At 71.9% G+C, this 13,448-nt stretch carries 11 protein-coding genes and 1 other RNA gene; 11 read left to right on the forward strand and 1 reads right to left on the reverse strand.

Features of this window, described 5'->3' with window-relative positions; translation table 11 throughout:
* The first annotated feature begins 10 nt into the window (after positions 1–10).
* Positions 11–409, forward strand: a complete 399-nt coding sequence (locus LY625_RS04955) for a response regulator transcription factor (RefSeq protein ID WP_233737974.1) — start codon at positions 11–13, stop codon at positions 407–409.
* Positions 406–1,854, forward strand: coding sequence for a sigma-54-dependent Fis family transcriptional regulator (locus LY625_RS04960; RefSeq protein WP_233737976.1), 1,449 nt, complete (start codon positions 406–408; stop codon positions 1,852–1,854). Before LY625_RS04955 ends, LY625_RS04960 begins: the two co-directional genes overlap by 4 nt.
* Positions 1,855–2,447: 593 nt before the next feature.
* On the opposite strand, the gene rnpB is transcribed toward LY625_RS04960, so the two are convergent.
* Positions 2,448–2,815, reverse strand: an RNA gene (rnpB, locus tag LY625_RS04965) — RNase P RNA component class A.
* A gap of 477 nt (positions 2,816–3,292) precedes the next feature.
* Here rnpB and LY625_RS04970 point away from each other — a divergent pair.
* From LY625_RS04970 to murG, 9 genes are read left to right on the forward strand one after another with little or no spacing between them, the layout of a single operon-like run.
* Positions 3,293–3,739: a division/cell wall cluster transcriptional repressor MraZ gene (locus LY625_RS04970; protein ID WP_233737977.1), complete on the forward strand. Its 447-nt coding sequence runs from the start codon at positions 3,293–3,295 to the stop codon at positions 3,737–3,739.
* Between the two features lie 11 nt (positions 3,740–3,750).
* Entirely contained in the window at positions 3,751–4,707 is a 957-nt protein-coding gene (gene rsmH, locus LY625_RS04975; protein ID WP_233738336.1) for a 16S rRNA (cytosine(1402)-N(4))-methyltransferase RsmH, read from the forward strand.
* Entirely contained in the window at positions 4,704–4,970 is a 267-nt protein-coding gene (ftsL, locus tag LY625_RS04980) for a cell division protein FtsL (protein WP_233737979.1), read from the forward strand. The genes rsmH and ftsL overlap by 4 nt, the downstream gene beginning before the upstream one ends.
* Positions 4,967–6,829, forward strand: a complete 1,863-nt coding sequence (locus LY625_RS04985) for a penicillin-binding protein 2 (protein WP_343223459.1) — start codon at positions 4,967–4,969, stop codon at positions 6,827–6,829. The genes ftsL and LY625_RS04985 overlap by 4 nt, the downstream gene beginning before the upstream one ends.
* Positions 6,830–6,849: 20 nt before the next feature.
* The gene (locus LY625_RS04990; protein WP_233738337.1) at positions 6,850–8,331 is read left to right on the forward strand and encodes a UDP-N-acetylmuramoyl-L-alanyl-D-glutamate--2,6-diaminopimelate ligase; all 1,482 of its coding nucleotides are present in this window, start codon (positions 6,850–6,852) and stop codon (positions 8,329–8,331) included.
* Complete coding sequence (gene murF / locus LY625_RS04995; RefSeq protein WP_233737980.1) at positions 8,328–9,824, forward strand: UDP-N-acetylmuramoyl-tripeptide--D-alanyl-D-alanine ligase; 1,497 nt, start codon at positions 8,328–8,330, stop codon at positions 9,822–9,824. The genes LY625_RS04990 and murF overlap by 4 nt, the downstream gene beginning before the upstream one ends.
* Positions 9,814–10,893 carry a phospho-N-acetylmuramoyl-pentapeptide-transferase gene (gene mraY, locus LY625_RS05000; RefSeq protein ID WP_233737981.1) on the forward strand — a complete coding sequence of 360 codons (1,080 nt, stop codon included), beginning with the start codon at positions 9,814–9,816 and terminating at the stop codon, positions 10,891–10,893. The genes murF and mraY overlap by 11 nt, the downstream gene beginning before the upstream one ends.
* A complete protein-coding gene (gene ftsW / locus LY625_RS05005) occupies positions 10,893–12,254 on the forward strand; it encodes a putative lipid II flippase FtsW (protein ID WP_233737982.1) in 1,362 nt (453 codons plus the stop codon). Before mraY ends, ftsW begins: the two co-directional genes overlap by 1 nt.
* Positions 12,251–13,441: an undecaprenyldiphospho-muramoylpentapeptide beta-N-acetylglucosaminyltransferase gene (gene murG, locus LY625_RS05010; protein WP_233737983.1), complete on the forward strand. Its 1,191-nt coding sequence runs from the start codon at positions 12,251–12,253 to the stop codon at positions 13,439–13,441. The genes ftsW and murG overlap by 4 nt, the downstream gene beginning before the upstream one ends.
* Positions 13,442–13,448: the final 7 nt, after the last annotated feature.

Below are 13,448 nucleotides of genomic sequence, written 5' to 3' on the forward strand. Positions count from 1 at the left end.
GGAGACATCCATGCGTACCCTCGACATCCTGCTGGTGGACGACCACGAAGGCTTCATCAACGCCGCGCTGCGGCACCTGCGCCGGGTCGACTGGATCCGCGTCGCCGGCACCGCGCACAACGGCATCGAGGCGATCGAGCAGTGCGACCGGCTGCGCCCCGACGCGGTGCTGATGGACCTGGCCATGCCGGAGATGGGCGGGCTGCAGGCCACCCGGCTGATCAAGGCCCAGGACAAGCCGCCCTACGTGGTGATCGCCAGCCACTTCGATGACGCCGAGCACCGCGAGCATTCCCTGCGCGCCGGCGCCGACGCCTTCGTCAGCAAGCTGGCCTACATCAACGAAGTGCTGCCGTTGCTCGAGGCGCTCGCCAACACGGAGGTTGCCGAGGGGGGCGCGGCGTCATGAGTGAATCGCGGATCCTCGTGCTCGACCGGGACATGGAGCGCGCCGAGCGCCTGGCCACCCTGCTGGAGTTCATGGACTTCAACCCGCGGCTGGCCGAGCCCGGCGACATCGACCTGGACCGCGCCCGGCCCAGCGACTGGGTGGCGGTGGTGGTCGGCGACGTCGACGGTGATCCGGCCTGGCCGGGTTTCGTCGACTGGCTCGGCACCCAGGCCCTGCACCCGCCGCTGTTGCTGCTGCCCGGGCACGAACCGGAGGCTGGCTGGCGCGCCCGCTTCCACCCGGAAACCGTGTGGCCGCTGGACTACCCGGTGCGTCGCGCGCAACTGCAGGAATCCCTGCGCAAGGCCAGCCTCAAGCGCCTGGGCGACGACGAGCAGCGCGAGCGCACCGCCGAAGGCGGTCCGACCGGCCGCAGCGAGGCGACCCTGCGGCTGAACCGGATGATCGACCAGGTGGCGCCGTTCGACACCACGGTGCTGGTGCTGGGCGAATCGGGCACCGGCAAGGAGGTCGCCGCCCGCGCGATCCACGAACGCTCGAAGCGCTCCGGCAAGCCGTTCGTCGCGATCAACTGCGGCGCGATCCCGCCGGACCTGCTGGAGAGCGAGCTGTTCGGCCACGAAAAAGGCGCCTTCACCGGCGCGCTGACCCAGCGCAAGGGCCGCTTCGAGATGGCCGAGGGCGGCACCCTGCTGCTCGACGAGATCGGCGACATGCCGCTGGCGATGCAGGTCAAGCTGCTGCGCGTGCTGCAGGAGCGGACCTTCGAGCGGGTCGGCGGCAACCAGCTGATGCAGTGCGACGTGCGGGTCATCGCCGCCACCCACCGCAACCTTGAAACCCACATCGCCGAGGGTAAGTTCCGCGAGGACCTGTTCTACCGGCTCAACGTGTTCCCCATCGAGATGCCGCCGCTGCGCGAGCGCGCCGACGACCTGCCGGCGCTGGTGGCCTCCATCACCGCCCAGCTGGCCGGCTCCGGCCGCGGCAAGGTCGCCCTGGCGCCCGACGCGCTCGAGGTCCTGCGCCACTACCGCTGGCCGGGCAACGTGCGCGAGCTGGCCAACCTGCTCGAGCGCCTGGCGGTCCTGCACCCCGGCGACAAGGTCCGCGCCGACGACCTGCCCGCGCGCTACCGCGCCGACGCCCCTCCGGCGCCGGAACCCGAACCGCTGCGCCCGATGACCGCGCCCGAGCCGCCGCCCGAACCCGTCGCCGCCCGCGCGGCCACCGGCTCCGTCGACCCCAGCCAGCTCTCGCCACTGGCGACCCTGCCACCCGGCGGCCTGGACCTGAAGTCCCACTTGGCGGACATCGAGCTCGAACTGATCAAACAGGCTCTGGACGAGGCCGACGGCGTCGTCGCCCACGCCGCCCCCAAGCTTGGCCTGCGCCGCACCACGCTGGTCGAAAAGCTCCGCAAATACGGCATCGATCGATAGCCTCCCGTCATCCCCGCGCACGCGGGGAACCATGGACGTTGGTCTTGCTTCTCCGGGGCGCGCGCGTGGTCCTTCGGATACGTCGCGGGGGAGCCGGCCGCCGTGGCGGGACGGGCCGCCCTCCTGACGGGCCTTCGGCCCTTTTTGAAGTCGGGCGGCCCGTCCCACCACGGCAGCCGGCTCCGGCGGGTGTCGATGGCTTCGGAGGCACGCCTTCCGGATACGACACCGCGTCCATGGCTCCCCGCGTGCGCGGGGATGACGGTGGAGGGGGTGGTGTTTGTTGTGTGGCGATCTCCACCCACGTACCCACGCAGGCCGCACCCGGGACCTCCGTCCTGCCACCAGGCCCGCACCACCCGCTTACGGTGCCGTCCCCGAAGCCCACACCCAGCCCCCGCAGGAGCAGCGTTGTGGTGGGAGACGGATGCTGCGAGGGGGGTGCGGAGAGCAGGCCATGGATGGCCTGCGCCGCGACTTAAAGGCATGGATGCCGTCAGGAGCGCGGAGCACCCCCCTCGCAGCAGCCGGCTCCCCCAGCGACCTCTCCGAAGACCACTTCCGCGTGCGCGGGGATGACGGGGAAGGAAAAAGCGCGGAGCCGGCCGATAAGCCGGGTTCTGTCGTGGACAGTCATTCCTCTGGGCGCATCGTCACCGATACGCTCAAGCAACCTACCCGGAGACACCGCGGGCCGCGGCATTGCCTCCCTATTTGGTCTTGCTCCCGGTGGGGTTTGCCGTGCCGGTCTGTTGCCAGACTCGCGGTGCGCTCTTACCGCACCGTTTCACCCTTGCCACGCGTCCCGCGCCCTTTCGAACCCGGGACCGTTCGGCGGTCTGCTCTCTGTTGCACTTTCCGTCGGCTCGCGCCGCCCAGGCGTTACCTGGCACCGTGCCCTGTGGAGCCCGGACTTTCCTCGGCATCCCCGGAGGGATGACGCGACTGCCTGGCCGACTCCGCGGGGGAAGTCTAACGGGGCGGGCCGCGGTTGGGGGAGTGGGGAACGGTGGGGTGGCCCGTGTGTTCAGCAGTGCCCGTCAAGGCGCGTTCGAGCGGCTGGCGTTGCAGCTGCCACTCGTTCCTCGTTCCTCTCCACTCGTTCCTCGCCTCTGCTGCGCTGCAGCGGAAAGTGAACGCGGTCACGCCGGCACTGGGCTTCACGCCCCCTCCACAAGTGCCAAATGGGGAAAAGCCTGCCTAAACAACAGCTAGCCCCGGTATCTTGAGAAAGCATCTCAAGTCTGGCGCAAGTCATTGATGGTGTTGGCGAAAATCCGGCGCACGACTCGTTGACTTCGCCCTGACCCATCCTTAAGGTGGACATCCGAGGGAAAACCGGGTTTTTTGTGGTTTTCAGTGGCTGCAGACGGTAATCCGGGCCGTATGCATCCGCAGGTGCCCAGGCAAGGGCGCGACAACCACCAGCAGGCAGGCGATGTTCCAGGGCGAGACCGCCATCACGATCGACGACAAGGGACGGATGGCGGTTCCCACCGCCTTCCGCGACCAGGTCGCGCGTGATCACGGCAACCGGCTGGTCATCACCTACAACCCGTTCGACGGCGGCTCGCTGTGGATTTTCCCCTATGAGGCCTGGGAGCCGCTGCGCGACCACGTCAACCGCCTGCCCAAGGTCAAGACCGCCAACCGGCTGATGCAGTTCAAGGTGGTGGGCGCGGCCACGGTCGTCGAACTGGACGGCAACGGCCGCATCACCCTGCCCAAGAGCATGCGCGAGGCGATCGACATCGAGCGCAAGGCCGTGTTGCTGGGCATGGGCGACAAGTTCGAGCTGTGGAGCGAGAAGGCCCACACGGCGCAGGTCAGGGCGGTGCTGTCCGACGAGGACCTCACCGACGACCTGCTGGATTTGCCACTGTGAGCGCCGGTGGCATGGAGCGCGCGACGACTTCCGGCCACCTTCCCGTCCTGTACCGCGAGGTCCTCGACGGGCTGGCGGTGCGGGCCGGGGGGCGCTACCTGGACGGCACCTTCGGCCGCGGTGGCCATGCCCGCGGGGTGCTCGAGCGCCTGGATGCCGACGGCCGGCTGCTGCTGATGGACAAGGACCCGGAGGCGATCGAGGTCGCCCGCCGCGACTTCGGCGCGGACCCGCGGGTCGCGATCTTCCATGGCAGCTTCACCGCGATGGCCGGCTGGGACGCGGCCACCGGGCTGGACGGGATCCTGCTGGACCTGGGCGTGTCCTCGCCGCAGCTCGACGTCGCCGGCCGTGGTTTCAGCTTCGGCAAGGACGGTCCGCTGGACATGCGCATGGACTCCAGCCGTGGCGAGACCGCCGCGGACTGGCTGGCGCGTGCCGGGGAGGAGGAGATCGCCGGCGTGCTGTGGACCCTGGGCGAGGAGCGCCACTCCCGGCGCATCGCCCGGGCGATCGTCGCCCGCCGGGCCGACGCGCCGCTGACCCGGACCGCCGAGCTGGCCGGGCTGATCGCCGCGGTGGTGCCGCGCGGCAAGCCGGGCGCCGACCGCAACCGGATCCACCCGGCCACGCGCAGCTTCCAGGCCATCCGCATCCACATCAACCATGAGCTCGACGACCTGCACGCCGGGCTCGATGCCGCGCTGGATTGCCTGGCCCCGGGCGGGCGGCTGGCGGTGATCAGCTTCCATTCGCTGGAAGACCGCATCACCAAGCAGTTCATCAACCGCCACGCCAGGCCGCCGGCGGCCAACCGCCGGATGCCGGTGGCGCCGGAGTTCACCGCCCGGCTGCGCGCCATCGGCGGCGCGATCAAGGCCGGCGAAGGGGAACTCGCCGGCAACCCGCGCGCGCGCTCGGCGGTGCTGCGGGTGGCCGAGAAGCTGCCTGCCGGGGGTGCCGCATGACCCGCAACCTGCTGCTGACCGTGCTGGTGGTGGCCGTCGTCGCCAGCGCCCTGGCGGTGGTCCATGCGCGGCACCAGCACCGCGTGCTGTTCGTCGAGCTCAGCCGGCTGGAGAACGTGCGCGACGAGCTGGACATCGACTTCGGGCGCCTGCAGCTCGAGCAGGCCACTTGGGCGGAGGCCAACCGCATCGACCAGGTCGCCCGCGAGCGGCTGGGGATGAAGTTCCCCGGCGACGGCGAGATCGTGGTGGTGCAGCCATGAGCGCGCGCGGGAACCGCGAAGCTCCCGGCGCCGTCGGCGCGCTGCTGGAGCGGGTGCGCGGGCGCGGCCGCAAGCCCGGCGCGCGCCGCACCATCGGCTACAACGCCACCCACCGGGTGGCGCTGGTCGGCGGGGTGCTCGCGCTGTGCGGCATCGCCCTGGTCGCGCGCGCGTTCCATGTGCAGGTGGTCGACAACGAGTTCTACCTGCGCCAGGGCGATGCGCGGGCGCTGCGCGAGCTGCCGATCGCCACCTCGCGCGGGATGATCACCGACCGCAACGGCGAGCCGCTGGCGGTGTCCACCCCGGTCGAGTCGCTGTGGGCCAACCCGCAGGAGTTGCTGCAGCACACCGATCGCATCGGCGAGCTGGCCGCCGCGCTGTCGGTGCCGGCCGACACCCTGGCCAGCCGCCTGAGCCAGCGCGCCGACAAGGAATTCATGTACCTGCGCCGGCGCATCAACCCGGCCGCCGCGGGGGAGGTGCTGGAACTGGGCATCCCCGGCGTGTACAGCCAGCGCGAGTACCGCCGCTTCTACCCGCAGGGCGAGGCGCTGGCCCACGTGCTGGGCTTCACCAACGTCGACGATCACGGCCAGGAAGGCCTGGAGCTGGCCTTCGAGGACTGGCTCAGCGGCACCCCGGGCGCCAAGCGGGTGATCCGCGACGGCCAGGGCCGGATCATCGAGAACGTCGACCTGCTGCGCGCCCCCGAACCGGGCCGCGACCTGGTGCTGAGCATCGACCGGCGGATCCAGTACCTGGCCTTCCGCGAGCTGCGCCGGGCGATCACCGAGGCCAAGGCTGCGGCCGGCTCGGTGGTGATCCTGGACGTGCACAGTGGCGAGATCCTCGCCATGGCCAACCTGCCCAGCTACAACCCCAACCAGCTGGATGGGCAGAGCGGCGATGCCCGCCGCAACCGCGCGGTGACCGACGTGGTCGAACCGGGTTCGACGATGAAGCCGATCACCGTGGCCGCGGCGATGGAGCACGGCCTGGTCACCCCGGACACCATCGTCGACACCTCGCCGGGGTACATCTCCAACGGCCGCTACACCATCAACGACTTCCGCAACTACGGTGCGCTGACCGCCACCGGCGTGCTGACCAAGAGCTCGAACGTGGGCTCGGCCAAGCTGGCGCGCGAGTTGCCCGACGGCTACTTCCACCAGTTCATCCAGCGCTTCGGCTACGGCCGCAAGCCCGGCAGCGGCTTCCCGGGCGAGGCGTCGGGCCTGCTGGCCGCGCCGGCGCAATGGAGCGGCACCAGCAAGTCCACGATGTCCTACGGCTACGGGCTGTCGGCCACGCCGCTGCAGATCGCCGTCGCCTACGCCGCCATCGCCAACGGTGGCCGGCGGCTCACCCCGACCTTCGTCAAGGGCGGTGCGGGCGAGGGCGAGCAGATCATGGAGCCGGCGCTGTCGGATTCGCTGCTGCACATGATGCAGACCGTCACCGAGACCGGCGGCACCGCCACCGGGGCGGCGATCCTGGGCTACCACGTCGCCGGCAAGACCGGCACCGCGCGCAAGTTCAGCAGCACCGGCGGCTACTCGCGCGACTACGTGGCGCTGTTCGCCGGCGTCGTGCCGGTGGAGAACCCGCGTTTCGCCATGGCGGTGCTGATCGACGAGCCCGACGCCAGCAAGGGCCATGGCTACGGCGGCGGCGCGACCGCGGCCCCGGTGTTCAAGTCGGTGATGGAAGGCGCACTGCGGCTGATGGACGTGCCGCCGGACGACATCGAAACCTGGATCGCCGCCCAGGCGAAGAAGCGCGGCGCCAGCGAACCCACCCCGGTCCTGCCGCTGGCCACCGCCGCGCCCGCCGTCACCGGCGGAGGCCGACCGTGAGCCGTCGCCGCGCCCCGGCCATGCCGCTGGCCCGGCTGCTGCCGGACGTGCCGGGCCTGGACCCCGCGCTGGAGGTCACCGGGCTGGTGATGGACAGCCGCCAGGTCGGCCCGGGCGATTCCTTCGTGGCGATCGCCGGCTTCGGCACCCACGGCCTGGCCTTCGTCGAGCAGGCCCGCCAGGCCGGTGCCGCGGCGGTGCTGTACCAGCCGCCGGCACCCGCCGAATACCCCGCGCCGGCCGATGCGATCGCCGTGCCCGGCCTGCGCGCCCGGCTGGGCGCCATGGCGGACGAATTCCACGGCCGGCCCAGCGCGGCCATGGACGTGGTCGGGGTGACCGGCACCAACGGCAAGACCTCCACCGTGCAGCTGCTGGCCCAGGCCTGGGCGGCGCTGGGGGTGCGCGCGGCGACCCTCGGCACCCTGGGCGTGGGCCTGGACGGGCAGCTGGTGCCCACCGGCTTCACCACCCCGCTGGTGCTGCAGACCCACGAGCTGCTCGGCCAGCTGCGCGACGCCGGCGCCACCGCGGCGGCGATGGAGGTCAGCTCCCACGCCCTGGACCAGGGGCGGGTGGACGGCGTGCACTTCGACGTGGCGGTGTTCACCAACCTCAGCCGCGACCACCTCGACTACCACGGCGACATGCGGGCCTACGGCGCGGCCAAGGCGCGGCTGTTCGCCTGGCCCGGGCTGAAGGCGGCGGTGGTCAACCTGGATGACCCCTTCGGCCGCGAACTGGCCGCGGCGCTGCCGGAGGGCGTGCGCCGGGTCGGCGTGTCCTCGCGCGGGGTTGCCGAAGCCGGACTGTCGGCGGTGGAGCTGCAGTTCGACGATGCCGGCATCGGCTTCGAGCTGGCGACCCCGGTCGAGCAGCACACCGTGCGCTCGCCGCTGCTGGGGCGTTTCAACGTCGACAACCTGCTGGCGGTCGCCGGTGCGCTGCTCGCGCTGGGCGTCGCCCCGCAGGCGATCGCCGCGGCGCTGGGCCGGTTGCAGCCGGTCCACGGCCGCATGACCCGGCTCGGCGGCGCCTCCGCCGATGGCCGGGCACGGCCGCTGGTGGTGGTCGACTACGCCCACACCCCCGATGCCCTGCAGCAGGCACTGGAGGCGGTGCGCGCGCATGCGGCCGGTCGGGTGTCGTGCGTGTTCGGCTGCGGCGGCGAGCGCGACCGCGGCAAGCGTCCGCAGATGGCGGCGATCGCCCGCGACGGCGCCGACATCGTGATCGTCACCGACGACAACCCGCGCGGCGAGGACGGCGACGCGATCGTGGCCGACATCCTTCCCGGCTTCGGCAGCGAACCCGACGGCGAGCGGCTGGTCGTCGAGCGCGATCGCCGCAAGGCCATCGACCGCGCTGTCGCCGGTGCCCGTGCGGGCGACATCGTGCTGGTCGCCGGCAAGGGCCATGAGCCCTACCAGGAAATCGGCGGCGTGCGCCATCCCTTCGATGACGCGCAGGTCGCGCGTGCGGCACTGGAGCGCTGGACATGAAGCCGTTGACGCTCTCCGAGGTCGCCCGCCTGACCGGCGGCACCCTGCGCGGGGCCGACGCGACCGTCGACACCCTGGCCACCGATACCCGCGCATTGCCGGAGGCCGGAAAGGTGCTGTTCGTCGCCCTGCGCGGGGAGAGCTTCGATGCCCACGAGCACCTCGACGGCAGCATCGCCGATCGCGCCGCCGGCCTGCTGGTCTCGCGGCCGGTCAACGCCGGCCTGCCGGAGGTCCGCGTCGCCGACACCCGGCTGGCACTGGCGCAGCTGGCCGCCGGGGTGCAGCGCGGGCGCGATACCCGGGTGGTGGCGATCACCGGCAGCAACGGCAAGACCAGCGTCAAGTCGCTGCTGCTGCCGGTACTGGCCGGGGCCTTCGCCGAGGTCTACGGCAACCCGGGCAACTTCAACAACGAGATCGGCCTGCCGCTGGCGGTACTCGGCGCGCCCGAGGACGCCGAAGTGGCGGTCTACGAGATGGGCGCCGGCAAGCCGGGCGACATCGCCTACCTGGCGCGCATCGCGCCCCCGCATGCGGCGCTGGTGAACAACATCGCCCCGGCGCACGTGGAGCGCATGGGCAGCCTGCTGGCGATCGCCGACACCAAGGCCGCGGTCTACGACGCCCTGCCGCGCGACGGCGTGGCGGTGATCAATGCCGACGACGCCTTCGCCCCGTTCTTTGCCGAGCGCGCCCACGGCCGCCGGCTGGTCCGCTTCGGGCTGGAGGCCAGCGCCGACATCACCGCGCGTGATGTGCGCGCCACCGCCGACGGCTCGCGGTTCGTGCTGGTCACCCCCTCTGGCGAGGCGCCGGTCGCGCTGTCGCTGCGTGGACGCCACAACGTGCGCAACGCCCTGGCCGCCGCCGCGCTGGCCTTCGGGATGGGTGTGCCGGCCGCCACCCTCGCCCGCGGGCTGGCGGCCGCGCGCCCGGTCGAGGGCCGCCTGGCCGCCCACCCGCTGGCCGGCGGCGCACTGCTGATCGACGACAGCTACAACGCCAACCCCGGCTCGCTGGCCGCGGCCATCGACACCCTGGCCGAAGGCCCGGGCGAGGGCTGGCTGGTGCTGGGCGACATGCGCGAGTTGGGTGCCGACGCCGAGGCGATGCATGCCGAGGCCGGACGCCGGGCGAAGGCGGCGGGCATCACCCGGCTGTTTGCGCTGGGCGGACTGGCGGCCGCCGCGGCGCGGGCGTTCGGCGAGGGCGGGGTGGTGCTCGGGCGCCATGACGAGGTGGCGGAGGCGGTGCGTCGCGCGTTGGCGACGTCCATGGGTTCCCGCGTTCGCGGGAACGACGGAGCAACGAGCGGGAGCGACGGAGCAACGAGCGGGAATGACGGTGCGAACGACGGTGAACAGAAGGAAATCAGGGTGCTGGTGAAGGGTTCGCGCGGCAGCGCGATGGACAGGGTGGTGCGTGCGCTGCTGGCGGGCGGAACGGGGCCGGGTGGCCACGCACGGGAGGGCGCCGACCATGCTGCTTGAACTGGCGCGCTGGCTGGAACAGCTCGAGAGCGTGTTCGGGCTGTTCGGCTATCTCACCTTCCGCGGCATCCTGGCGGCGCTGACCTCGCTCGCGCTGTCGCTGTGGTGGGGCCCGGCGGTGATCCGCCGGCTGGCGCAGTTCAAGGGCCAGCCGATCCGCACCGACGGTCCGGAGAGCCACTTCTCCAAGGCCGGTACCCCGACCATGGGCGGCGGGCTGATCCTGCTCACCGTGCTGGCCGCGGTGCTGCTGTGGGGCGACCTGCGCAACAAGTACGTATGGCTGGTACTGGCGGTGATGGCGGCCTTCGGCGCGATCGGCTGGTACGACGACTGGATCAAGATCGCCAAGCGCGATCCGAACGGGCTGAAGTCGCGCTGGAAGTACCTGCTGCAGTCGGTCTTCGGCCTGGCTGCCGGGCTGTTCCTGTACTTCACCGCCGATACCGCGGCGCTGACCACCTTCTACGTGCCGCTGTTCAAGGACCTGGCGCTGCCGATCGGCGCCGGGATCATCGTGGTCGCGTACTTCTGGATCGTCGGCTTCTCCAACGCGGTCAACCTGACCGACGGGCTGGACGGGCTGGCGATCATGCCCACGGTGCTGGTCGCCTGCGCACTGGGGGTGTTCGCCTACGCCTCCGGGCACGCCAACTTCGCCGACTACCTGCAGATCCCGCGGGTGCCGGGGGCCGGCGAGCTGGTGATCATCTGCGCGGCGATCGCCGGGGCCGGGCTGGGCTTCCTGTGGTTCAACACCTATCCGGCGATGGTGTTCATGGGCGATGTCGGCGCGCTGGCGCTGGGCGCGGTGCTGGGCACCATCGCGGTGATCGCCCGCCAGGAGCTGGTGCTGGTGATCATGGGCGGCGTGTTCGTCATCGAGACCCTGTCGGTGATGATCCAGGTCGCCTCGTTCAAGCTGACCGGCAAGCGCGTCTTCCGGATGGCGCCGATCCACCACCACTTCGAGCTCAAGGGCTGGCCGGAGCCGCGCGTGATCGTGCGCTTCTGGATCATCTCGGTGGTGCTGGTGCTGGTCGGCCTGGCCACGTTGAAGGTGCGCTGATGAACGAATCCGCGCGCCAGGCCACCCGCATCGACGCCATCGGCGGCCGCTTCGACGGCTGGCTGCTGGCCATCGCCTGCGCGCTGGGCTGCGTGGGCGTGGTGATGGTCGGCTCGGCTTCGATCGCGATCGCGGTCGACTACGGCGTCGGTCCCTTCCACTACCTGGTGCGCCACGGCATGTTCCTGGCGCTGGGCACGGCGCTGGCGGTGTGGGTCATGCGCACCGAGCTCAAGACCATCGAGCACCACGGCCAGTGGCTGCTGCTGGGCTGTTTCGCGCTGCTGATCGCGGTGTTCGTCCCCGGCCTGGGCAGCGAGGTCAACGGCGCCCGGCGCTGGGTCAACCTGGGGGTGTCGGGCTTCCAGGCGGTCGAGGCGGTCAAGCTGCTGCTGATCGTCTGGCTGGCCAGCTACCTCAAGCGCTACAGCGACGAGGTCACCGCGACCTGGAAGGCGATGCTCAAGCCGATCGGCGCGGTGCTGGTGATGGTCGCGCTGCTGCTGGCCCAGCCGGACTTCGGCTCGGCCTCGCTGCTGCTGGCGATCACCGGCGGGATGCTGGTGCTGGGCGGGGTCAACATGCCGCGGATGTTCGGCCCGATGCTGTTGCTGCTGCCGGTGCTGGCGGTGATCGCGATCGCCGAGCCCTACCGCATGCGCCGGCTGACCTCGTTCCTGGACCCCTGGGCCGATCCGTTCAACGCCGGCTACCAGCTGACCAACGCGCTGATGGCGGTCGGCCGCGGAGAGTGGTTCGGGGTCGGCCTGGGCGGCTCGGTGCAGAAACTGTCCTACCTGCCCGAGGCGCATACCGACTTCATCCTGGCGGTGATCGCCGAGGAGTTCGGCTTCTTCGGGGTGTGCGTGGTGATCGCCCTGTTCGCCGGGCTGGTCGGCCGTGCCCTGTGGCTGGGCCTGCAGTGCGTGCGCATGCGCCGCCACTTCGCCGGCTACTGCGCCTTCGGCATCGCGCTGTGGGTGGGGCTGCAGAGCTTCGTTTCGATCGGCGTCAACCTCGGGCTGCTGCCGACCAAGGGCCTGACCCTGCCGCTGATCTCCTCGGGCGGCTCCTCGGCGCTGATGACCTGCATGGCGATGGGCTTGCTGCTGCGGGTGAGCTACGAGCTCGACCGCGCCCGGCGCCAGGTCGCGCTGCTGCGCGGCGAGACGCCGCCGGTCGCGGCCAGTGCCCCGGCGACGGCGGACACGCCCGCCGCGCCGGCCCCGCTCCGCGGGCGCAAGCGCCGCGACGGGAACCCCGTGGCGGAGCCGGCGCTGGACATGCCGGCACCGGTCGCCAGCCGCGGCACCAGCCGCCTGCGCCAGCGGGTCGAGCCGACCCTGGGAGGCCTGGCATGAGTGGCGTGGCGGGCGGGCGTCCGGTGATGATCCTGGCCGGCGGCACCGGCGGGCACATCTTCCCCGGACTGGCGGTGGCCGACGCGCTGCGCGCGCGCGGCGTGCCGGTGCGCTGGCTGGGCGCGGCCGGGCGCATGGAAACCCGGCTGGTGCCGCAGCACGGCATCGCCATCGATACCCTCGAGGTGGCCGGCCTGCGCGGCCGCGGACTGGCCGCCACCCTGGCCGCGCCGTTCCGCCTGCTGGGCGCGCTGCGCGCGGCCGGCAAGCTGCTGGCCACCCACCAGCCGCGGGCGGTGGTGTCCTTCGGTGGCTTCGCCGCTGGCCCGGGCGGACTGGCCGCGAAGCTGGCCGGCATCCCGCTGGTGGTGCACGAACAGAACCGCGCCGCCGGGCTGACCAACCGGGTGCTGGCGCGCTGGGCCGGGCGGGTGCTGACCGGCTTCCCGGACACCTTCGACAACGAGCAGGTGGTGGGCAACCCGGTGCGCGCGGCGATCGCGGCGGTGCCGGCGCCGGAGCAGCGCTTCGAGGGTCGCCAGGGCCCGCTGCGGCTGCTGGTGCTGGGTGGCAGCCAGGGCGCCCGCGCGCTCAACCGCGCGCTGCCGTCGGCGCTGGCGGTGCTGCGCGGGCGCATCGGCGGCTGCGAGGTGCGCCACCAGTGCGGGGAGCAGCAGATCGAGGATGCGCGCGAGGCCTACCGCAATGCGGGGTTCGCGCCGGGAGAGGGGGTGGCGTCCATGGGTTCCCGCGTACGCGGGAACGACGGGGCCGATGAGGGTTCCCGCGTACGCGGGGACGACGACTTCCAGGTTTCGCTGGAGCCGTTCATCGCCGACATGGCGCAGGCCTATGCCTGGGCCGACCTGGTGGTCTGCCGCGCCGGTGCGCTGACCCTGGCCGAGCTGTGCGCGGCCGGCGTCGGCTCGCTGCTGGTGCCGTTCCCGGCCGCGGTCGACGACCACCAGACCCGCAATGCCGAGTACCTGGTCGATCGCGGCGCCGCCCAGCTGCTGCCGGAGGGCGAGGCGCCGCTGGAGTTCGCCCGCCGGCTCTCGGCCACGCTGGAAATCCTCGCCGAGCGAGCCGACCTGCTGCCGATGGCACAGGCCGCCCGCGCGCTGGCCCGTCCCGACGCCGCCGACGCGGTGGCCTCGGCCGTCCTCGAAATGGAATCCAAGGCATGAGCAGTAC

The sequence above is a fragment of the Lysobacter sp. GX 14042 genome (assembly GCF_021390425.1).
Taxonomy (GTDB): domain Bacteria; phylum Pseudomonadota; class Gammaproteobacteria; order Xanthomonadales; family Xanthomonadaceae; genus Novilysobacter.